Source organism: Chelatococcus sp. CO-6, assembly GCF_001271345.1.
GTDB lineage: Bacteria > Pseudomonadota > Alphaproteobacteria > Rhizobiales > Beijerinckiaceae > Chelatococcus_A > Chelatococcus_A caeni.
This window is the reverse complement of record NZ_CP012398.1, coordinates 3,672,605-3,693,114: the sequence shown is the minus strand read 5'-3', so window position 1 is coordinate 3,693,114 and position 20,510 is coordinate 3,672,605. Positions and strand designations below refer to the sequence as shown.

Genomic DNA, 20,510 nt, shown 5'->3' with positions numbered 1-20,510 from the left:
ATGGCACGCCCTTTGGCTCCAGGCTTCGTGACGTCACGCCGCGTCGGCCGCGACGCGCATCGAGACGATGCTGTCGGGGTCGCGCACGGGCTCGCCGCGCTTCAGCTGGTCGACGTTCTCCATGCCTTCGACGACCTTGCCCCAGACGGTGTACTGCCGGTCGAGGAAGCGCGCGTCGTCGAAGCAGATGAAGAACTGCGAATTGGCCGAGTTGGGGTTCTGCGTGCGGGCCATCGAGCAGGTGCCGCGCACGTGCGGCTCCGCGTTGAACTCGGCCTTCAGGTCCGGCAGGTCGGAGCCGCCGGTGCCGGTGCCGTGTGGGCAGCCGACCTGGGCCATGAAGCCGTCGATGACGCGGTGGAAGACGATGCCGTCATAGAAGCCGGCCCGCGCCAGCTCCTTGATGCGCGCCACGTGGTTCGGCGCCAGGTCCGGCCGCAGCGCGATGACGACGCGGCCCTTCGTGGTCTCCATGACGATGGTGTTTTCGGGATCGGTCGTCATCTCTTGTCTCCTGGTTGAACGAGCCGTGGATCGCCTCGGTCCGGCGTCCGGGTCTTTATGGCGGTCTTACTTGGCGTCCGCGGCGACCTGCATGCGGACGATCTTGTCCGGGTTGTCGACCGTGCCGTTGCGGGCCTGGCTGCCCTTCTTGATCTTGTCGACCACCTCCATGCCCGAGACGACCTCGCCGAAGACGGTGTACTGGCCGTTGAGGAAGGACGCGTCGTCGAAGCAGATGAAGAACTGCGAGTTGGCGGAGTTGGGGTCCTGCGCCCGCGCCATGCCGAGCGTGCCGCGCTTGAAGGGCGCGTTGGAGAACTCGGCCGGCAGGTCCGGCAGCTGCGAACCCCCGGTGCCGGTGCCCGTCGGGTCGCCGGTCTGGGCCATGAAGCCGTCGATGACGCGGTGGAAGACGATGCCGTCATAGAAGCCGGCCCGCGTCAGCTTCTTGATCTGCTCGACATGCATCGGCGCGAGGTCCGGCCTGAGGCGGATGGTGACGCGCCCGTCCTTGGTGTCGAGATAGATCGTGTTCTCGGGGTCGAGCTTCGCCTGCGCCATGGCCGGGGTGACGAGCGCGGGCGCGACGATGAGGGACATGAACGCGGCAAGCGCGAGCAGCAAACGCGGCATGAGGCTCTCCTGATCCGGGCCGGCTCAGCCGCCGGCGAAACGTCGTTGAAGGCGGGCGGCCACCCGGTGGGGCACGAAGCGCGAGACATCGCCGCCCATGGCCGCGATCTGGCGCACCAGCGTGGCGGTGATGGGGCGCACGATGGGAGAAGCCGGCAGGAAGACGGTCTGCACGTCGGGCGCCAGAACCTCGTTCATGCCCGCCATCTGCATCTCGTAATCGAGATCCGTGCCGTCGCGCAGCCCGCGGATGAGCAGGCTCGCGCCGTTGCGGCGCGCCGCCTCCACCACGAGATCGGAGAAGGTGACCACGGCGAGCTCGGCCCCCTGCTCCTGCGCCAGCGGCCCGCACTCCTCCTCCAGCATCTCCGCCCGTTCCTCGGCGGCAAAGAGCGGCGCCTTGCCCGGATGGATGCCGATGGCGATGACGAGCCTGTCGACGAGGCGGCAGGCGTTGCGCACGACATCGAGATGCCCGTTGGTGACGGGATCGAACGAGCCGGCATAGAGAGCGGTGCGTACGGACATGGAATCTCCCTGGCGGCGCCCTGCGCTGGATAAACCGGCCGGGCCCGTTATCCTAGCCCTTTCCTGCCGCGGGAGTCGCCCATGCCGGATATCGATGCCCTCCTCGCCCCCTTCCGCATCACCGACGGAAGCAAGTTCCGGCTGTCGAAATACGACCCGCACGACACCAACGGCTTCGACATCAGCAAGGCCGTGGCGAAGGAAAAGCTCGACGAGGGCATCTCCCACATGCGCGAGATGCAGGAAAAGCTCTTCGCCCAGAACGAATGGTCCATCCTCCTCATCTTCCAGGCGATGGACGCCGCCGGCAAGGACGGGGCGATCAAGCACGTGATGTCCGGCATCAATCCGCAGGGCTGCCAGGTGCATCCGTTCAAGGCCCCCTCCGAGGAGGAGCTCGACCACGATTTCCTGTGGCGCACCACCTGCCGGCTGCCGGAGCGCGGCCGCATCGGCATCTTCAACCGCTCGTACTACGAAGAGGTGCTGGTGGTGCGGGTGCACCCGGAGATCCTCGCCCGCCAGCGCCTGCCGAAGCACCTCGTCACGGAGGCGATCTGGGACCAGCGGCTGAAGGACATCCGCCTCTTCGAGGACTACCTGTCGCGCAACGGCACGAAGGTCCTGAAGTTCTTCCTCAACGTGTCGAAGGAGGAGCAGAAGAAGCGCCTCATCGCCCGCATCGACGACCCGTCGAAGAACTGGAAGTTCGACGCCAAGGACGTCGACGAACGCCAGCACTGGGACGCCTACATGCAGGCCTACGAGGCCGCCATCCGCGCCACGGCGACCGAGGCGGCGCCCTGGTACGTGGTGCCGGCGGACGACAAGTGGTTCACCCGCGTCACCGTCATGGCCGCCATCATCAGCGAGATGCGCAAGCTCGACCTCGGCTTCCCGCAGGTCTCGGCAGCGACCCGCGAGAAGCTCGCCGGCATCCGCAAGGATCTCGAAAACGATTGAGGTTCCCCTGCCTCGCGACCTGATGGAGAGGGCAAGCTGATCCGGCACCGGTCGGGCGCGCCCGCGCCTCACGGGCGCGCGTCCGAAGCGGTGCTGCCCCTACCGGCCGCACAGCCTGGCAGCCATCCGCAAGTCCAGACAGCGGGCAACATCGAATAGTCAGTTTTTACGCAAGCAAATGGTTCCCGGCTGATTTTTAAGCGCTATACTTCACGCCCAACAAGCTTAATTCTACATAATAATAATTGCTATTCGCATGTCAATTTAGCAGGATCCGATCATGAAAGACATGACCATATCAAGACACGCCCAATATTCAAATCATTTCAGCAATCAGTCATCGGGAATATCGTCGACAAATCCAAATGCGTGGTCGGCAGCGGGCCAATTGGCCTTGTCCCATTCGAGCCAGGGAATAAATAGCGGAGCTCAGAACGATCTGTTCACCGGCGCCGTCAATACGCCCGCCAGGGCCAAGCGGAATGGCGACACGGATGCTGCGTACGTCCCGATAAATTACTGGGCGACCGCGAACGACGCCAACACGGTACTGGAGACCAATCGATTGACATCCTGTTCCGCCCTGGTGGTCCTGACACGCCAGCAGGCCGATGGCACCTACGCAAACCGCACGATGGTCCATCTGAACGGAAGCAGCTTGAACAACCGCCTGAACGGAGGCGTCGATGGCTACAAGCTGGTGGACAATCTGACCAAGCAGATCAACGAGGCGGGAGGAGGAAAGCTCATCTGGGCGTCCGGACCCGATAATCGCAATCCGAGCATCTTGACCGCATTGGGACAGGAAGGGAGCAACGGAAAAGGGTATCCGCTTGCAGAGCTCATGCTCAACCCAGGAGTCTCGACGGACATTGTAAGCACAAACGAGATAGCTGTTTCGCCAGATGGCTCATACACCCTTGGAGAACTTGGCGCCGGAAAATTGAACTCGGCAGAATTCCTCGGCATCCTCGGGGAAGAATTGACTCAGAACGGCGTCGCGGTTCCAAGCTATACAGCCCAGCCAGAACAAGATGCCAGCGCTTCGGACGGCGGGGTCATCGAGGGCGAAGCAAGCGCTTCAGCGGAACTGGCGGAAGACGCAGCGGAAGCGCCGGCCTTGCTTCAAGATCTGGAGGAAATCGGCGAACTGGGACGGCTATTCGAGATCTAGCAAAAAGGGGGCCCGCCCGGGCCCCCTTTTCCTTGTCTCGAAATCAGATCGTCACAGCCGGCGGCTCCGAACCCCTTCCGGCCTGATCCCCGCACGGGAAGGCGGGCAGCATCTCACGCCTCCGGCGCGGCCTCCCCGACGTCGTCCACGTCCTCGCCCTCGTCGCTGATGCCTTCGACGGAGACGACGCGCTCGTCTTCCGCCGTGTTGAAGACGATGACGCCCTGGCTGGAGCGGCCGACGATGCGGATGCCTTCGACCGGGCAGCGGATGAGCTGGCCACCGTCGGTCACCAGCATGATCTGGTCGCTCCCCTCGACGGGGAAGGACGCGACCAGCGAGCCGTTGCGGCCGTTGACCGCCATCGCCACGATGCCCTTGCCGCCGCGGCCGGTGACCCGGTACTCGTAGGCCGAGGAGCGCTTGCCGTAGCCGTTCTCCGAGATGGTGAGGATGAACTGCTCGGCCGCGCCCATAAGCGCATAGCGCTCCTGCGGCAGGGCGCTGTCGGCCGAGCCTTCCTCCACATCCGCCTCTTCCTCGGCGCCATCGCCGTTGGCGGCGCGGCGCGCTGCATTGGCGAGCTTGAGATAGGCCGCGCGCTCGTCCGCCGTCGCATCCATGTGGCGCAGGATGGCGAGCGAGATGACCTTGTCGCCGTCGCCGAGCGAGATGCCGCGCACGCCGGTGGAATCACGGCCCTTGAAGACGCGCACCTCCGGCACCGGGAAGCGGATGCACTGGCCGAGCGCCGTCGTCAGCAGCACGTCGTCATGCTCGGTGCAGATCTGCACGTCGACGATGGAATCGCCCTCGTCGAGCTTCATGGCGATCTTGCCGGCGCGGTTCACCTGCACGAAGTCGGACAGCTTGTTGCGCCTGACGTTGCCGCGCGCCGTGGCGAACATCACGTCGAGCGAGGCCCAGCTCGCCTCGTCCTCCGGCAGGGGCATGATGGTGGTGATGCGCTCGCCCTCGTCGAGCGGCAGCATGTTGATGAGGGCCTTGCCCCGGGCGTTCGGCGCCGCGAGCGGCAGGCGCCACACCTTCTCCTTGTAGACCTGGCCGTGCGAGGAGAAGAAGAGCACCGGCGTGTGCGTGTTGGCGACGAAGAGGCGCGAGACGAAATCCTCGTCGCGCGTCTGCATGCCGCTGCGGCCCTTGCCGCCGCGCCGCTGGGCCCGGTAGGTCGTCAGCGGCACGCGCTTGATGTAGCCGGCATGGCTGACGGTGACGACCATGTCCTCGCGCTGGATGAGGTCCTCGTCCTCGACGTCCGCCGCCCAGTCGAGGATCTCGGTCTTGCGCGGGGTGGCGAAGGCATCACGCACGGCGGCGAGCTCGTCCTTCACGATGCCCATGATGCGCGCGCGCGAGCGCAGGATGTCGAGGTAGTCGCTGATCTCCTCGGCGAGCTTGTTGAGCTCGTCGGCGATCTCGTCGCGGCCGAGGGCCGTGAGGCGTTGCAGGCGTAGGTCGAGGATGGCGCGCGCCTGCGTCTCCGACAGGCGGTAGGTGCCGTTCTCGCTCACCCGGTGGCGCGGATCGTCGATCAAGGCGATGAGCGGCGCGACGTCGCCGGCCGGCCAGTCGCGCGCCATCAGCGCCTCGCGCGCCGAGTTCGGGTCCGGCGCCGTGCGGATGAGGTGGATGACCTCGTCGATATTGGCGACGGCGATGGCGAGGCCCGCCAACACGTGGGCGCGGTCGCGCGCCTTGTTGAGCAGGAACTTGGTGCGGCGGGAGACCACCTCCTCGCGGAAGTCGACGAAGGCGACGATCATGTCGCGCAGCGTCATCACCTCCGGCCGGCCGCCGTTCAGCGCCACCATGTTGGCGCCGAAGCTCGTCTGCATCGGCGTGTAGCGGTAGAGCTGGTTGAGGACGACGTCGGCCACCGCATCGCGCTTCAGCTCGATGACGATGCGCATGCCGTCGCGGTCGGATTCGTCGCGCAGGTCCGAGATGCCCTCGATGCGCTTCTCGCGCACGAGATCGGCGATCTTCTCGATCAGCGCCGCCTTGTTCACCTGGTAGGGGATCTCGGTGACGACGATCGCCTCGCGGTCCTTGCGCACCTCCTCCACCGTGCTCCTGGCACGCATGATGATGGAGCCGCGCCCGGTCGTGTAGGCCGAGCGGATGCCCGAGCGGCCAAGGATCGTCGCCGCGGTCGGGAAATCCGGGCCGGGCACGATCTCGATCAGGTCCTCGTCGGTGATCTCGGGCCGGTCGATATAGGCGACGCAGGCATCGACCACCTCGCCGAGATTGTGCGGCGGGATGTTGGTGGCCATGCCGACGGCGATGCCGCCGGCGCCGTTGACGAGCAGGTTCGGGAAACGCGCCGGCAGGACCGACGGCTCCCGCTCCGTGTTGTCGTAGTTGTCGTTGAAATCGACGGTGTCCTTGTCGATGTCCTCGAGCAGGGACATCGCCGCCTTGGCGAGCCGCGACTCGGTGTAGCGCATGGCCGCCGGCGGGTCGCCGTCCACCGAGCCGAAGTTGCCCTGCCCGTCGACGAGCGGCAGGCGCATGGAGAAGTCCTGCGCCATGCGCACGAGGGCGTCGTAGATCGACTGGTCGCCGTGCGGGTGATACTTACCGATCACGTCACCGACGATGCGAGCCGACTTGCGATAGGGCTTGTCCGGCGTGTAGCCGTTCTCGTGCATCGAGAAGAGGATGCGCCGGTGCACGGGCTTGAGGCCGTCGCGCACGTCCGGCAGGGCACGGCTCACGATCACGCTCATGGCGTAATCGAGATAGCTGCGCTTCATTTCGTCGATGATGGAGACCGGCTTGATATCGCCGCCGGGCGGCTCGCGGTCGCTGCCGCCGTTCTCGATGTCGTCTTGATCCGCCAAGGTGCTCGTCCGCAGTGAATGCTCCGCCGGCGGGGATGTCGCGGCGGAATGAGTCTCATTGGGTCTAGCCCATACGGTCCCAAAATGCCATAGGCGAAAGCGCCGCGCCCCGTGACTGATCCACGATCAGAATCAGCCACTTAGTTGTGGTTTTGGATGTTTCTGCGACGCCGGCCGGCGAAAGTCTCGAAGCATGGTCGCGCAGGAGCGCCAACTGCCTTGCGCAAGCCTCGGCGGCGACGGCACAATCGGGCGTGAAAAGCGGCAGAATGCGGGGGCATCGTGCAGGAATTCATCTCGTCGGCACTCGTCACGCTGCTCGTCACGCTCGATCCGCCGGGCCTTGCACCGATCTTCCTCAGCCTGACGCGCGGCATGACGGCGGCGGAGAGCCGGCGCGTCGCCGTGCGCGCATGCATCATCGCCTTCGGCATCATGGCCTTCTTCGGCCTCGGCGGCGACTTCCTCCTGCGGGCGCTCGGCATCGGCCTGCCGGCCTTCCGCATCGCCGGCGGGCTGCTGCTGTTCTGGATCGCCTTCGAGATGGTGTTCGAGCTGAGGACGGCGCGCAAGGCCGCGACGGCCGAGACGGCGATCACGGAGGATCACATCCGCAACGTCGCGGCCTTTCCGCTCGCCATCCCCCTGCTTGCCGGCCCCGGCGCCATCACCGCCACGATCCTCCTCGCCGGCCAGGCGGGCGGCGAGCCGGTGCGGCTCGTCCTGCTGCTCACCATGATCGCCGCGGTGCTGGCGCTCTGCCTCGTCGTCTTCTATCTCGCCAACGGCATCTCGCGCCTGCTCGGCACAACGGGTAACATCGTGCTCACGCGGCTGCTCGGCGTCATCCTCGCCGCCCTCGCGGTCCAGTTCGTCATCGACGGTATCAGGGCCGTTGCCGGGGCCGGCTGACGCCGGCGGCGACAGAAGCGCGCCAGCTCCGTGGTTCCAATAGCTGCCCCACGGTGCTGGCAGCCGTCAGGCCTGCGAGCGTAACGCAACCCGCAGCAGCAGGAACAGCACGAGCGCATTGGCGAGGTGCCACAGGAAGTGGGTGCCGAGCGGCAGCGCGCCGCAGACGAGCGAATCGATGCTGCGGAAGGTCAGCGAGACGACGAAGAGGCCGCCGATGCCGACGAGCGCGCGCCCGACGGCCGGCCTGCCGCGCCATGCGAGGATCCCGACCACGATCATCGCGGCGGCGGCCGGCAGATAGCCCGCCGAGCCGTTGAGCGGGTCGTAGCCGAACCGCGCGCGGGCGAAGTCGAGCCACAGGCCCGGCACGGTCATCGAAAACGCCTGGAACAGCACCGTGACGGCGAGCGCCGCCCACAGCGGCAGCTCAAGGTAGCGCCGCATGGCGAGGAAGAAATAGACGATGATGAACAGCGCGATGGGCACGACATCGGCGAGCGCCGCCCAGCGCGTCGCGACCGTGTGGAAGAGGAAGGAGCCGACGCCCACGGCAAAGGCCAGCACGATCAGGACCGCGACCAGCCAGTCCCGCCGCGGCGCCCGCAGCCAAAGCACCGCCGCCGCGATCGCCGCGATGATGAAGGCGCCGTTCGTCAGGGCATTGACGGGCTCGGACCAGAAGCTCGGATCGATGCGCTCGCAATAGGCATCGATCGGTTGATGCCACGACGACCGGTCCATCCCCCACCCCTCGCCTTCGCGTGATTGCGGTGCCGCCCCTCCCGTGTCACATCTCCATGACGATGAGGCAACATCCCTTCGCCGGAGCCGACACGCCATGCGGATCGCTACCTGGAACGTCAATTCCATCAAGCAGCGGCTGGAGCATCTGCAGCGCTTCCTGAAGGAGGAAGCGCCCGATGTCGTCTGCCTGCAGGAGCTGAAGTGCCAGGAGGAGGCCTTCCCGCGGCTCGAGCTCGACGGCACCGGCTACAACATCGCGCTGTGCGGGCAGAAGAGCTTCAACGGCGTCGCCATCCTCTCCAAGCGGCCGCTGGAGGACATCCGGCTCCGCCTGCCGGGCGATGACGAGGACGGGCAGGCGCGCTTCGTCGAGGCGCTCGTGCCGGGCGAGAAGGGCGCGGCGCGCATCGCCGCCATCTACCTGCCGAACGGCAACCCCGTGCCGTCCGAGAAGTACAGCTACAAGCTCGCCTGGATGGACCGGCTCCACGCCCACGCCCGGGCCCGTCTCGCCGAGGAGGAGCCCTTCGTGATCGCGGGCGACTTCAACGTCATCCCCGAGCCGAAGGATGCGGCAAGGCCGGAGCTGTGGGTGAACGATGCGCTCTTCCTGCCGCCGACGCGGGAGAAGTTCCGCAGCCTGCTCAACCTCGGCCTCTATGATGCCCTGCGCTCCACCACCGATGCCGCGGGCCTCTACACCTTCTGGGACTACCAGGCAGGGGCGTGGCAGAAGAACAACGGCATCCGCATCGACCACCTGCTCCTGTCGCCGCAGGCGGCCGACCGGCTCAGGAGCATCACCGTGGTCAAGCACACGCGCGGCTGGGACAAGCCGTCCGACCACGTGCCCGTCATGGCCGAATTCGACTTGTAAGCGCGGCCGTTCACGGGCCGTTGCTCCCCGGGGCGCCGCTTCCCTGCGTGCCGCCTCCCTGGGTGCCGCCTCCTTGGGTGCCGCCTCCCTGGGTGCCGCTACTCTGGCCACCTTGACCGCCGCCGCCGCGATTGCCGCCCTGCGACGAGCCTCCTCCACCCGTTTCCGTCGAGGAGGAGCCGGGCGCCGCCGGCCCGTTGCGGTCGAGCCAGTAGATCGGCTGCCGTGACGGCACCTCTTCCACCTGCCGGCACAGGGCCCGGTTGCTGCTCTGCAGGCAGGCCTCGAAGAAGTCGAAAGTGTTCGGCGTGCCGGCCACCGGCCCGGCGAGGCCGGCCCGGGTGACGACGACCACGTCGCCGGGCCGCACCACGTCGACGCAGCGGCCCGCGAGCGTGCAGACCTCGACCGCTCCCTCCTGCAGCACCACCGTGACGCGGGCGGCCTCGACGAGAAGATCGAAGACCGTGCCGCGCACGCCGATGGTCGCGATCGGGGTGCGGATCTCATAGGCGCCGGATGGCGAGGCACCGCTCACCCAGCGGAAGGCACCGCGCGTCGCGCGCACCACGGCTTCGGTCGCCGTCCGGTCGGGATTGAAGACGAAGCGGTCGAGCGTGACGACGGCATTGGCCGTCATCATCAAATGCGTCTCGTCGCGGAAGACGAGGCGGGCCGCGCTGTCCCGGCCGGTGCGGATGACCTCGTCGGCGAAGACGTCCGAACCGACGGCGACCGTCCGCACCCGCCCGTTGAGGCTGCCCGACACCTGGCGCTCGGCGATGACGGCGGCCCCGATGTCCGTCTCAGCCGCCGCGGGCCCACAGGCCGCCGCGAGCCAGCCGGCAGCCAGCGCCGCCACCGTGGCAATCGTGCACCGTGCCATCGCATGCCCCCCACCCTGCGAGGGACTATAACCCGCGACGCATACATTGCACGAGGGAGCGGCGCGATTTGCCTTGCGCATGCCCGACTGCGACATTCCCTCCCGCAGACGGAGATCGCTCATGCAGGACAGCGGCGCGACGCCGACGGACGCACATCAAGGTGCACGCCGCCACCTGCGGCCCGGCGGCTGGGCCGCCGTGCTCGTGCCGGTGGTCGCCACCGCCGCACTCATCCTGTCGGCGCCCATGCCGGTGCGCGCGGTGCGCGACATCACCTTCGACAGCTATCAGCGGCTGTCCCCGCGGCCCTACGACCCCACCCCGCCCGTGCGCATCGTCGACATCGACGACGACAGCCTCGCCCGTCTCGGCCAGTGGCCCTGGCCGCGGGCGCGCCTCGCCGCGATCGTGGACCGGCTGCAGGCTGCCGGTGCCGCCGCCGTCGCCTTCGACATCCTCCTGTCGGAGCCGGAGCGGACCGGCGGGCCGGAGGCGCCGGGCGACGAGCGGCTGGCCGAGGCCGTCGCCTCCGCCCCGGTCGTCATGAGCCTCACCCTGACGAACGCGCCGGGCGAGACGCCGCTCGCGCCGAAGGCGGGCTTTGCCACGGCGGGCGACGACCCCCTGAACTTCGTGCCGCGCTTTCCGGGCGTCATTCCCTCCCTGCCGCTCTTCACCAAGCCGGCAGCCGGCCTCGGGGCACTCAACTGGGTGCCGGACCGCGACCTCGTCGTGCGGCGCGTGCCGACGCTCATGGCGCTCGGCGATGCGCTGGTGCCGAGCCTGGCGAGCGAGGCGCTGCGCGTCGCGCAAGGGGCATCGACCATCCTCGTGCGCGCCTCGAACGCGAGCGGCGAAACCGCTTTCGGACGCCAGACAGGGATTGCGGCCGTGCGCATCGGCGACGCCACCATCGCCACCGAGGCGGACGGCGCGCTGCGCATCCACTACGCCGGCACGCGGCCGGAGCGCCGCCTCGCCGCCTGGCGCCTGCTGGACGGCTCCGCCGACACGGCCGCGCTTTCCGGCGCCATCGTCCTCGTCGGTACGAGCGCCGCCGCCCTTGCCGACGTGCGTGCGACGCCGCTCGAAGCCGCGGTGCCCGGCGTCGACATCCACGCGGAATTCATCGAGCACGTCCTTTCGGGTGCCCGCCTGATGCGGCCGGACTATGCGCCGGGCATCGAGGTGGCCGCGCTTCTCACCTTCAGTGCCCTTGCCGCGGCCCTCGCCTTGCGCGTGCGCCCCCTCGTCAGCGCCCTCGGCTTCCTCGGCCTTGCCGCGACCGTCGCCGCAGCGAGCTGGCTCGCCTTCTCGCGCTGGGCGATGCTCATCGATCCGGTCTGGCCACTCGCCGGTACGGCGGCCTCCTTCGCCACCGCCATCGCCATCGCACTGCGCCGCACGGAGGCGGAGCGGCGATGGATCCGCCAGGCCTTCGCGCGCTACCTGTCGCCGGAGGTGGTGGCGGCGCTGGCGCGCGAGCCGGGGCGCCTGGCGCTCGGCGGCGAGATCCGGCCGATAACCGTGCTCTTCGCCGACATCCGCGGCTTCACCAGCCGTGCCGAGCGGCTCGACGCGCGGGAGGTCGTCACCTTCCTCAATACCGTGCACACGCCGCTCACCGACGAGGTGATGCGCCACGGCGGCACGATCGACAAGTTTCTCGGCGACGGCCTCATGGCCTTCTGGAACGCGCCGCTCGACGTGCCGGACCATGTGGCGAAGGCGCTCAAGGCAGCGCTCGCCATGCAGGCGGCGATCGGCCGCCTCGCCCCGACCCTGGCGCAGGAGGGCCTGCCGCCGCTCGCCGTGGGCATCGGCATCCATACCGGGCCAGCCTGCGTCGGCAACCTCGGCTCGCGGCACCGCTTCGACTATTCCGCCGTCGGCGACACCGTGAACGCCGCCGCGCGCATCGAGCAGACGAGCAAGGTCTACGGGGAGCCGATCCTCGTCTCGGGCGAGGTCGTGGCCGCAGCGCCGGCCTTCACCTTCGTCCTCGTCGACGAGGTGCGCCTGCGCGGCCGCGGCGAGGCAACGCGGCTTTATGCCCTCGTCTCGGGGCCGGATGGGAAGGATGCCGGTTTCGACGATTTCCGCCGGCAACACGATGCCGCCATCGCGGCCGCCATCAACGGCCGGACATCGGCGCAGGAGCTTCTGGAGGAGGTCTCACGAAGCCCCGCCGGGGCCCGCCACGCGCGACTCTACGCCTACCATCGGACGCGGCTCGCGGAGAACGAGCCGGTCCCGGAAGGCTGAATCAGCAGAATCCCTTAGAGCCAGATCCTATCAGGTTGGATCAACCTGATAGGATCTGGCTCTAAACACTAAGAAAGAGACCGTTTTACCGATCAGATTGCGATGCAATCTGATCGGAACGGGCTCTAGCGGTGCTTGCTGAGATATTGCTGCATGTAGGCGAGCGCTGCCTGCCGGTCGCTCTCGCTCGCGGACGAGAAGGCCCTGTCGTGCAGGTCGATGATCCAGCTGTCCTTCTGCGGATCGGCCGCTTCGCGGGCCATCGTCAGCCACATCAGGCCGCGGGCGCCCTGCCGCGGCACGCCATCGCCGAGGATGAGCAGGTTGCCGAGCAGCGCCTGCGCGGCGTGATGGCCCTTCTCCGCGGAAAGGTGCAGCCAGCGCGCCGCCTGGCGGCTGTCCTTGTCGACGCCGAGCCCCTCGAGATAGAGGCGCGCGAGGCCGTACTGGGCGTCCGGATCGCCGTAATAGGAGGCGGCGTAGTAGAACATGTCCACCGCGCGGCCGACGTCGCGTTTGACGTAGCTGCCGGAGATGCCCTCGAGGAAATAGCCGCCGAGCGCGACGAAGGCGCTGGAGACGAAGCGCGCGTTCGCCGAGGCCGGGCTCTCGTCGGCATATTGGTCGGCGATCTTCGAGAAATACTCGAAGGCCTTGAGGTCGTCGTGGCCGACGCCGTCGCCCTCGGCATACATGCGGCCGAGCTTCCACAGTGCCATGGTGTGGCCCTGCGTCGCCGCATATTCGAGGGCACGCACGGCGCCCACCTTGTCGCCGGCATTGTAGTCGCGGATGCCGGTCTTGAAGGCGTCACGCACCGACTTGAAGGCATCGGTCGGCGAGGCGCCGATCACGGGGGCGGCGGCCGAGCGCGGGCCGTCGAGCGCCATGGCCGTCGGCATGGCGGCGGCGAAGACGAGGGCGCCGAGCCCGTACGCGAGTACTCTACTGGTCAGCATAGCAGTGCTTTTCTTCGAAGGCGCCTGGGTGGGTCACGGCGCCGCCGCGCGCCGGCCCGACCGTCTGCGCATATTTCCAGAGTGCCCCCGAGCCATAGTCCGTCTCGCGCGGGGTCCAGACGGCGCGCCGACGCGCCATCTCAGCCTCGGACACCCGCACATCCAGCCTGCCGGCCACGGCATCGATCTCGATGATGTCGCCGTCGCGCAGCAAGCCGATCGGTCCGCCGACGGCCGCCTCCGGCCCGACATGGCCGATGCACAGGCCACGCGTCGCGCCGGAGAAACGCCCGTCCGTGATGAGCGCCACCTTGTCGCCCATGCCCTGTCCGTAGAGGGCCGCCGTCGTGGCCAGCATCTCGCGCATGCCGGGGCCGCCGCGCGGCCCCTCGTAGCGGATGACGAGCACGTCGCCTTCTTCGTAGGCGCGGTTCTTCACCGCCTCGAAACAGGCCTCCTCGCTGTCGAAGCAGCGGGCCGGCCCGGCAAAGTCGAGGCTGTCCTCGTCCATGCCGGCCACCTTCACGATGGCGCCGTCCGGCGCGAGATTACCGCTGAGGCCGACGACGCCGCCCGTGGGCGACAGCGGCTCGTCGGCGGGACGCACCACGTCCTGCTCGTCGTTCCAGCGCACCGAGGCGAGGTTTTCCGCGATCGTGCGGCCCGTCACGGTCATGCAGTCGCCGTGCAGGAAGCCGTGGTCGAGCAGCGTCTTCATCAGGAGCGGAATGCCGCCGATCTCGAACATGTCCTTGGCGACATAGCGCCCGCCGGGCTTGAGATCGGCGATATAGGGCGTGCGGCGGAAGATCTCGGCGACGTCGAAGAGGTCGAACTTGATGCCGGCCTCGTGGGCGATGGCCGGCAGATGCAGCGCCGCATTGGTGGAGCCGCCCGAGGCGGCCACCACGGTCGCCGCATTCTCCAGCGCCTTCAGGGTGACGATGTCGCGCGGGCGGATCTGCCTCGCGACGAGCTCCATGATCATCTCGCCCGCGGTCATGCAGAAGCTGTCGCGGATCTCGTAGGGCGCCGGGGCGCCGGCCGAATAAGGCAGCGCGAGGCCGATGGCCTCCGACACGGTCGCCATGGTGTTGGCGGTGAACTGGGCGCCGCAGGCCCCGGCCGAGGGGCAGGCCACCTGCTCCAGCTCGGCCAGGTCGTCGTCCGACATGTTGCCGACGGAATGGCGGCCGACGGCCTCGAAGACGTCCTGCACGGTGACGGGCTTGCCGCGAAAGTTGCCCGGCAGGATGGAGCCGCCGTAGATGAAGATCGACGGGACGTTGAGGCGCACCATGGCCATCATCATGCCGGGCAGCGACTTGTCGCAGCCGGCGAGGCCGACGAGCGCGTCATAGCAGTGCCCGCGCATGGTGAGCTCGACCGAGTCGGCGATGACCTCGCGCGAGACGAGCGAGGACTTCATGCCCTGGTGGCCCATGGCGATGCCGTCGGTGACGGTGATGGTGCAGAACTCGCGCGGCGTGCCGCCGGCAGACGCGACGCCCTTCTTCACCGCCTGGGCCTGGCGCATCAGGGCGATGTTGCAGGGAGCCGCCTCGTTCCAGCAGCTGGCGACGCCGACGAAGGGCTGGTGGATCTGCCGCTCCGTCAGGCCCATGGCGTAATAGTAGGAGCGATGGGGCGCACGCGCGGGTCCCTCCGTCACATGACGGCTGGGCAGCTTCGCCTTATCGAAGACGCGCGCGTCCATCCGGCAACGCACTCCCTGTTCGCCCTGCCCCTTGCGAGGCAATTCTTTCCCAGAAGCCTGCGGTGATGCCAAGAGGCACGCACGAGCCCACCATTCCCGGCAATTGCTTGCCAGAACCTTGGACCCCGCAGCCAAACCGCAGCACTTTCAAGGATTTGCTGTGCGTAAAGAGGTGCGACTCGTTTATGGCGGCTTCGCGGCAGCCGCAACGCGCAGGCCGTGGCGATCGATGATCGTCACGGCCTGTTGCGCTGAAGTCACATAAAATTGAGGGGAAATTAACCTTAATGGTTATGCGGCGCCGGCGAGGCGGGCGAGCGCCTCGCGGATCTTGCCCTGGCGCAGGAGCGCGGCTTCCCGGCGCTCCTTCTGCTCTTCCACGACCTCTTCCGGCGCGCGGGCGATGAAATCCGCATTGGCGAGCTTGGCGTCGATGCGGGCGATATCCGCATCGAGCTTGCCGAGCTCCTTCTCGAGGCGGACACGCTCGGCCGCAAGATCGACGAGGCCGGCGAGCGGCAGGGCGGCCACCTCGCCGCGGACGATGAGCTGGATGCTGCCCCCGGGCACGGCGTCGGCATAGCTGATGTCGCCGAGCCGCGCGAGACGGCGCAGCACATCCTCCCAGCGGGTGACGCGCGCCCGCGTCCCGGCGGAGGCGCCGACGAAGACGAGCGGCACCTGCGCGCCGGCCGGCACATTCGTCTCCGCTCGGGCGGAGCGGATGTCGGACACGAGGTCGATGATCCAGCCGATCTCGGCCTCCGCCTCGGCATCGCCAGCCGCCTTCGCCTCGGGCCACGAGGCGAGCGCCAGGATCGTCTCCCGCGCGGGCCCCTCCTCGCCCTTGATGGCCCACAGCTCCTCGGTGAGGAAGGGCATGAAGGGATGCAGCAGCTTGCAGATCTCGTCGAGGACGAAGGCGATCGTCGCCCGCGTCTCGTCCTTGGCGGGGCCGTCCTCGCCCTGCAGGACGGGCTTGGCGAGCTCGAGATACCAGTCGCAGAAGAGGTTCCAGACGAAGCGGTAGGCCGCGCCCGCCGCCTCGTTGAACTTGAACGCCTCGAGCGCGGCCGTCACGGCGCCGGCGGCGGCGCCGCACTCGCCGAGGATCCAGCGGTTGAGCGTCAGTGTCGCCTGGTCCGGCGTGAAAGCCGCCACACGCACGCAGCCGTTCATCTCGGCAAAGCGCGCCGCATTCCAGATCTTGGTCGCGAAATTGCGATATCCTTCAACCCGTTGCGTCGAAAGCTTGATGTCGCGTCCCTGCGCCGCCATGGCGGCGAGCGTGAAGCGCAGGGCATCGGCACCGTATTTCTCGACGAGGTCGAGCGGGTCGATGACGTTGCCCTTGGACTTCGACATCTTCGCCCCCTTCTCGTCGCGGACGAGGGCGTGGATGTAGACGTCGCGGAAGGGCACGTCGTCCATGAAATGGATGCCCATCATCATCATCCGGGCGACCCAGAAGAAGATGATGTCGAAGCCGGTGACGAGCGTGCTGGTCGGATAATAGCGGGCGAGCTCCGGCGTCTTGTCCGGCCAGCCGAGCGTCGAGAAGGGCCACAGCGCGGAGGAGAACCAGGTGTCGAGCACGTCCTCGTCGCGGGTGAGCGACACTTCGCTGCCGTAATGGCGGGCCGCGGCGGACCTTGCCTCGTCCTCACCCGCGGCGACGAAGACATGGCCATCCGGCCCGTACCATGCCGGGATCTGGTGGCCCCACCAGAGCTGGCGCGAGATGCACCACGGCTCGATGTTCTCGAGCCACTGGAAGTAGGTCTTCTCCCACGTCTCCGGGACGAAGCGCGTCTTGCCGGCGCGCACGGCGGCGAGCGCCTTCTCGGCGAGCGGCTTGACGTCGAGGTACCACTGGTCCGTCAGCCAGGGCTCGATGACGACGCCGGAACGGTCGCCGTGCGGCACCATGTGGGTGTGCGGCTCGATCGCCGCGAGGAGTTCCCGCTCCTCCAGCATGGCGACGATGCGCTTGCGCGCCTCGAAACGGTCGAGCCCATGAAGCGCGAGCACCGCCTCGAGATCGGCGCCGGCCTCAGAGCCCTCGAGGAAGGCCTCGTTGTCGCGCACCATGATCTCGGCCTCCGGGCCGAGCACGTTGACGAGCCGGAGGCCGTGGCGCTTGCCGACGTCGAAGTCGTTGAAATCGTGCGCCGGCGTGATCTTGACGGCACCGGTGCCCTTTTCCGGATCGGAATAGGCGTCGGCAACGATCGGGATGCGCCGGCCGACGAGCGGCAGCACGACATTCTTGCCGATGAGATCGCGGTAACGCTCATCCTCGGGATGGACCGCGACGGCCGTGTCGCCCAGCATGGTCTCCGGCCTGGTCGTCGCGACCGTGATGAAGCGTCCCGCCTCCCCCTCGACGGGGTAGCGGATGTGCCAGAGATGGCCCTTGACCTCGACCTGCTGCACCTCGAGGTCCGAGATGGCGGTGAGGAAGCGCGGGTCCCAGTTGACGAGGCGCTTGTCCTTGTAGATCAGCCCCTCGGCGTGCAGGGCGACGAAGACCTTGACGACGGCCTGCGACAGCCCCTCGTCCATCGTGAAGCGCTCGCGCGACCAGTCACAGGAGGCGCCGAGGCGCTTCAGCTGGTTGATGATGGCGCCGCCGGACTGCTCCTTCCACGCCCAGACGCGCTCGACGAAGCGCTCGCGCCCGAGGTCCCGACGGGACGGCTCCTGCCGCTCCATGAGCTGACGCTCGACCACCATCTGCGTGGCGATGCCGGCGTGATCCATGCCGGGCTGCCACAGCACGTCCTTGCCGCGCATGCGCTCGAAGCGGCAGAGCACGTCCTGCAGCGTGTTGTTGAGCGCATGGCCCATGTGCAGCGAGCCGGTAACGTTCGGCGGGGGAATGACGATGCAATAGGGCGGCGCGCCGGCGCGGTCCTCGCGCCCGGCGCGAAACGCCCCTTCCTTCTCCCACACGGCGGAAATCCGCGCCTCGACGGCGCCCGGCTCGAAAGTCTTGTCCATCACCCAAACCATTTGCGCGCGCCGGCGGGGGCCGGCGCGGGGAACCGACTGGTAGAAAGCGAAGCGGAGGGCATAAGTCAATCGCCGACCGGGCGGAGCGGCCGATCAGGCGCCGGGCGACGCAGGAAGGCTCAGCGCCGGCCGCCGCGCGCCACGCGCTCGATCTCCTGGCGCACGAGCCGCTCGACGAGGGCCGGAAGGTTGTCGTCGAGCCAGGCCTTGAGCATGGGGCGCAGCATCTCGCGCACCAGATCCTCCAGCGTGCGCGCTCCCTGGCCGGAGACGTTCGACGTCAGGGCCTCGAAGGAGGAGGCGACGCTGGCGCCGGCCTGGGGCGAGAGCAGGTCATCCCTCGCCTCCCGCGGAGCCGTCGCAGGCTCGGGCTGCCGCGGCGGGAGCGCTGCCGAAAGCGAGGCGACCAGCGACGGCATGGCCTCCTCGGCGATGCTGCGCTCGATGGCGGCGCGCGAGAGGCCCTCGCCTCCGGCCGACGCGGCCGGCGGCGTCACGGTCGGCACGGGCCCCGGGGCCGCCGGGCGGAGAGCGGCCATGGCCTCCTCCGCTGCAGCGGGCCTGCGCGGCGGCTCCGGCAGGAAGGATTCGTCCCGGCGTGCCCGCTCGCGGCCGGGGACTTCCCGACGCGCGTTCTCGGGCCGGACGCTTTCAGGACGCGCGCTTTCCTGGCGGGGGCCGCGCTCCTCCGCCGCGGGGGCCCGGGGGGCCGGCGCAGCCGAGGGCTGGTCCTCCGTGATGATACGCCGGATGGATGCGAGAATCTCGTCCATCGTCGGCTCGGGCGTCTTCGCAGGGTCCTGCAGCTTGGGGCTCGCCGAATTCATGCGTCGCACCGATCAATTGTCGGACGCGAGAATCACGTCCGTCTCCGTCAGCCGAGTATTTCACGCACAAAGGGCGAGGCAAGCGCCCCGCCCCGAAGACCACAGGATTTAGCGGCATTTTCGGCCGCTAAATACCACCGCTGCTACTTGCCGCTCGGCGTGTCGAGACCGATCCACTTGTCCTTGACCTGCTCGAAGTGGATCTTCGGATCGTAGGCCGCGACCCTGAGACCGAGCGTCGGAGCCGCAAGGCGGCCGACAGCCGAGAGGACGCCGTAGGAGGCGACGATGCGGTCGCGCTGGGCCGTGACCAGCTCGACGCGGGAATTGAGCAGCGCCTGCTGGGCGTTGAGGACGTCGAGGGTCGTGCGCTGGCCGACCTTGGCCTCCTCGCGGACGCCCTCGAGCGCGACCTGGTTGGCCTCCACCTGCGCCTGCGCCGCCGTGATCTGCTGCTTGGCCGCCTCCAGCTGCGACCAGGTGGCGATGACCTGCTGACGCACCTGGTCGCGGATGAGATCGACCTGAATGCGCGCCTGGCCGGCCGTCTCCTTGGCCTGCCGGGTCTGCGCATAGACCACGCCGCCCTCGTAGATCGGGACGTTCAGCGTGCCGATGATCGAGGCGCTCGTGCGCCGGTCGCCGGAGATGTTCTGGTCCCAGCTCTGCGACACGCCCGCCGCGACGCGGAAGTCCGGCAGGAGCTGCGCCTCCGTCGCCTTCACCTGCAGCTCGGCCGTGTCGACGCTGTGCTGCGCGGAGGCGATCGCCGGATGGCGCTGCAGGCCGAGGGCGACGGCCTGGTCCACCGTCTTCGGCAGGTATTTCTCGGCCGAGATGCCGGGCCCGAGCTGCTTGGGCTCGACGCCGATCACCTGCCGGTAGGTCGCGATGCTGGACCTGAGATTGGCCTGGGCCACGCTCTGCTGGGCGCGCCCGGCCGCCAGCGCCGCCTCGGCCTGGGCGACGTCCGTGCGCGTCACCTCGCCGACGTCGAACCGGTCCTTCGTCTGGCGCAGCTGCTCCTGCAGCACCTCGACGTTGTTGGTCTGCAGGTTGTAGACGGCCGTGTCGCGCAGCACGTTCATGTAGGCGATGACGCCGTCGAGCAGCACGCTCTGCTCGGTGTTGCGAAGGGTCTCGCGGGCCCCGAAGACCTGCGATTCGGACGCACGCACGTTGTTGAGGGTGCGCCCGCTGTCGAAGATCATCTGCTGCACCTCGATACCGATGGAGCGGCGGAAGAGATCGTCGTTCGAGCGGCCCACGTTGGGCGTCCGCGAATTCAGGGAAAGGGCACCGATAGTGCCCTGCGCGTTGATAGACGGGCGCCAGCCACCCTTGGCCCGCGGCACGTTCTCGTCCGTGATGCGCACCTGCGCGCGCTGGACGTTCAGCGACGGGTTGTTCTCGTAAGCCTTTGCCAGCGCGCCGGACATCGTCTCCGCCTGCGCGGTGGCGCAGGATGCGAGGATGGTACCGGACAGTGCCGCAAGCTTCAGCCACTTCGCCCCGGTGGTCTTCGAATGTCGAATCACGGCCACCTTCCCGTCATGTCGAGGCCTGAAAAGCACCTCAGAATCCTTTGTCGAACGTGCCAGCCCCTGCGAACGCTCGGGGGCGAGCATACAGCCC

At 68.1% G+C, this 20,510-nt stretch carries 16 protein-coding genes; 5 read left to right on the top strand and 11 right to left on the bottom strand.

Annotated elements, in window-relative coordinates; all coding sequences use genetic code 11:
- Positions 1-33: 33 nt before the first annotated feature.
- The 3 genes from AL346_RS17315 to coaD all read right to left on the bottom strand — a co-directional run bounded on the left by AL346_RS17315 (position 34) and on the right by coaD (position 1,665).
- Positions 34-504, bottom strand: coding sequence for a peptidylprolyl isomerase (locus AL346_RS17315; protein ID WP_019402697.1), 471 nt, complete (start codon positions 502-504; stop codon positions 34-36).
- A 66-nt stretch (positions 505-570) separates the two neighbouring features.
- Positions 571-1,137 carry a peptidylprolyl isomerase gene (locus tag AL346_RS17310; protein WP_019402696.1) on the bottom strand — a complete coding sequence of 189 codons (567 nt, stop codon included), beginning with the start codon at positions 1,135-1,137 and terminating at the stop codon, positions 571-573.
- Positions 1,138-1,161: 24 nt separating this feature from the next.
- Complete coding sequence (coaD, locus tag AL346_RS17305; protein ID WP_019402695.1) at positions 1,162-1,665, bottom strand: pantetheine-phosphate adenylyltransferase; 504 nt, start codon at positions 1,663-1,665, stop codon at positions 1,162-1,164.
- Between the two features lie 81 nt (positions 1,666-1,746).
- On the opposite strand from coaD, the gene AL346_RS17300 reads away from it, so the two are divergent.
- Both AL346_RS17300 and AL346_RS25150 read left to right on the top strand, forming a co-directional pair.
- On the top strand, positions 1,747-2,628 hold the full coding sequence (locus tag AL346_RS17300; RefSeq protein ID WP_019402694.1) for a polyphosphate kinase 2 family protein: 882 nt from the start codon (positions 1,747-1,749) through the stop codon (positions 2,626-2,628).
- 280 nt (positions 2,629-2,908) lie between these two features.
- A complete protein-coding gene (locus AL346_RS25150) occupies positions 2,909-3,802 on the top strand; it encodes a hypothetical protein (RefSeq protein ID WP_156332794.1) in 894 nt (297 codons plus the stop codon).
- Between the two features lie 113 nt (positions 3,803-3,915).
- Here the strand turns inward: AL346_RS25150 and gyrA are convergent, their stop codons facing one another.
- Complete coding sequence (gyrA, locus tag AL346_RS17295; protein WP_019402693.1) at positions 3,916-6,669, bottom strand: DNA gyrase subunit A; 2,754 nt, start codon at positions 6,667-6,669, stop codon at positions 3,916-3,918.
- Positions 6,670-6,948: 279 nt separating this feature from the next.
- Here gyrA and AL346_RS17290 point away from each other — a divergent pair, with 279 nt between their 5' ends.
- Positions 6,949-7,581, top strand: a complete 633-nt coding sequence (locus AL346_RS17290) for a MarC family protein (RefSeq protein ID WP_026015223.1) — start codon at positions 6,949-6,951, stop codon at positions 7,579-7,581.
- 66 nt (positions 7,582-7,647) lie between these two features.
- Here the strand turns inward: AL346_RS17290 and AL346_RS17285 are convergent, their stop codons facing one another.
- Positions 7,648-8,325, bottom strand: a complete 678-nt coding sequence (locus tag AL346_RS17285; protein WP_019402691.1) for a ceramidase domain-containing protein — start codon at positions 8,323-8,325, stop codon at positions 7,648-7,650.
- 97 nt (positions 8,326-8,422) lie between these two features.
- Here AL346_RS17285 and xth point away from each other — a divergent pair, with 97 nt between their 5' ends.
- Positions 8,423-9,205 (top strand): exodeoxyribonuclease III, encoded by a 783-nt coding sequence (xth, locus tag AL346_RS17280; RefSeq protein ID WP_019402690.1) that lies wholly within the window; start codon positions 8,423-8,425, stop codon positions 9,203-9,205.
- A 10-nt stretch (positions 9,206-9,215) separates the two neighbouring features.
- Here the strand turns inward: xth and AL346_RS17275 are convergent, their stop codons facing one another.
- On the bottom strand, positions 9,216-10,091 hold the full coding sequence (locus tag AL346_RS17275) for a FecR domain-containing protein (protein WP_197286575.1): 876 nt from the start codon (positions 10,089-10,091) through the stop codon (positions 9,216-9,218).
- Between the two features lie 121 nt (positions 10,092-10,212).
- Here AL346_RS17275 and AL346_RS17270 point away from each other — a divergent pair, with 121 nt between their 5' ends.
- Positions 10,213-12,357: a CHASE2 domain-containing protein gene (locus AL346_RS17270; RefSeq protein ID WP_053193899.1), complete on the top strand. Its 2,145-nt coding sequence runs from the start codon at positions 10,213-10,215 to the stop codon at positions 12,355-12,357.
- Between the two features lie 125 nt (positions 12,358-12,482).
- Here AL346_RS17270 and AL346_RS17265 read toward each other — a convergent pair whose 3' ends face one another.
- From AL346_RS17265 to AL346_RS17245, 5 genes are all read right to left on the bottom strand, one after another.
- On the bottom strand, positions 12,483-13,316 hold the full coding sequence (locus tag AL346_RS17265; RefSeq protein WP_019402687.1) for a tetratricopeptide repeat protein: 834 nt from the start codon (positions 13,314-13,316) through the stop codon (positions 12,483-12,485).
- Positions 13,303-15,033: a dihydroxy-acid dehydratase gene (ilvD, locus tag AL346_RS17260; protein WP_019402686.1), complete on the bottom strand. Its 1,731-nt coding sequence runs from the start codon at positions 15,031-15,033 to the stop codon at positions 13,303-13,305. Before ilvD ends, AL346_RS17265 begins: the two co-directional genes overlap by 14 nt.
- A gap of 291 nt (positions 15,034-15,324) precedes the next feature.
- Positions 15,325-18,039 carry a valine--tRNA ligase gene (locus tag AL346_RS17255; protein ID WP_053193896.1) on the bottom strand — a complete coding sequence of 905 codons (2,715 nt, stop codon included), beginning with the start codon at positions 18,037-18,039 and terminating at the stop codon, positions 15,325-15,327.
- 128 nt (positions 18,040-18,167) lie between these two features.
- Positions 18,168-18,587, bottom strand: coding sequence for a PopZ family protein (locus tag AL346_RS25685; RefSeq protein ID WP_245258826.1), 420 nt, complete (start codon positions 18,585-18,587; stop codon positions 18,168-18,170).
- Positions 18,588-19,018: 431 nt separating this feature from the next.
- Positions 19,019-20,413 carry a TolC family outer membrane protein gene (locus AL346_RS17245; protein ID WP_082312561.1) on the bottom strand — a complete coding sequence of 465 codons (1,395 nt, stop codon included), beginning with the start codon at positions 20,411-20,413 and terminating at the stop codon, positions 19,019-19,021.
- Between the last annotated feature and the right edge of the window lie 97 nt (positions 20,414-20,510).

Bases quoted from the DNA above. Each gene is read 5' to 3' on its own strand.
- AL346_RS17265 (WP_019402687.1), bottom strand. From the start codon at position 13,316: ATGCTGACCAGTAGAGTACTCGCGTACGGGCTCGGCGCCCTCGTCTTC.
- AL346_RS17285 (WP_019402691.1), bottom strand. From the start codon at position 8,325: ATGGACCGGTCGTCGTGGCATCAACCGATCGATGCCTATTGCGAGCGC.
- AL346_RS17315 (WP_019402697.1), bottom strand. From the start codon at position 504: ATGACGACCGATCCCGAAAACACCATCGTCATGGAGACCACGAAGGGC.
- AL346_RS17300 (WP_019402694.1), top strand. From the start codon at position 1,747: ATGCCGGATATCGATGCCCTCCTCGCCCCCTTCCGCATCACCGACGGA.
- AL346_RS25685 (WP_245258826.1), bottom strand. From the start codon at position 18,587: ATGGCCGCTCTCCGCCCGGCGGCCCCGGGGCCCGTGCCGACCGTGACG.
- ilvD (WP_019402686.1), bottom strand. From the start codon at position 15,033: ATGGACGCGCGCGTCTTCGATAAGGCGAAGCTGCCCAGCCGTCATGTG.
- AL346_RS25150 (WP_156332794.1), top strand. From the start codon at position 2,909: ATGAAAGACATGACCATATCAAGACACGCCCAATATTCAAATCATTTC.
- coaD (WP_019402695.1), bottom strand. From the start codon at position 1,665: ATGTCCGTACGCACCGCTCTCTATGCCGGCTCGTTCGATCCCGTCACC.
- xth (WP_019402690.1), top strand. From the start codon at position 8,423: ATGCGGATCGCTACCTGGAACGTCAATTCCATCAAGCAGCGGCTGGAG.
- AL346_RS17275 (WP_197286575.1), bottom strand. From the start codon at position 10,091: ATGGCACGGTGCACGATTGCCACGGTGGCGGCGCTGGCTGCCGGCTGG.
- AL346_RS17270 (WP_053193899.1), top strand. From the start codon at position 10,213: ATGCAGGACAGCGGCGCGACGCCGACGGACGCACATCAAGGTGCACGC.
- AL346_RS17310 (WP_019402696.1), bottom strand. From the start codon at position 1,137: ATGCCGCGTTTGCTGCTCGCGCTTGCCGCGTTCATGTCCCTCATCGTC.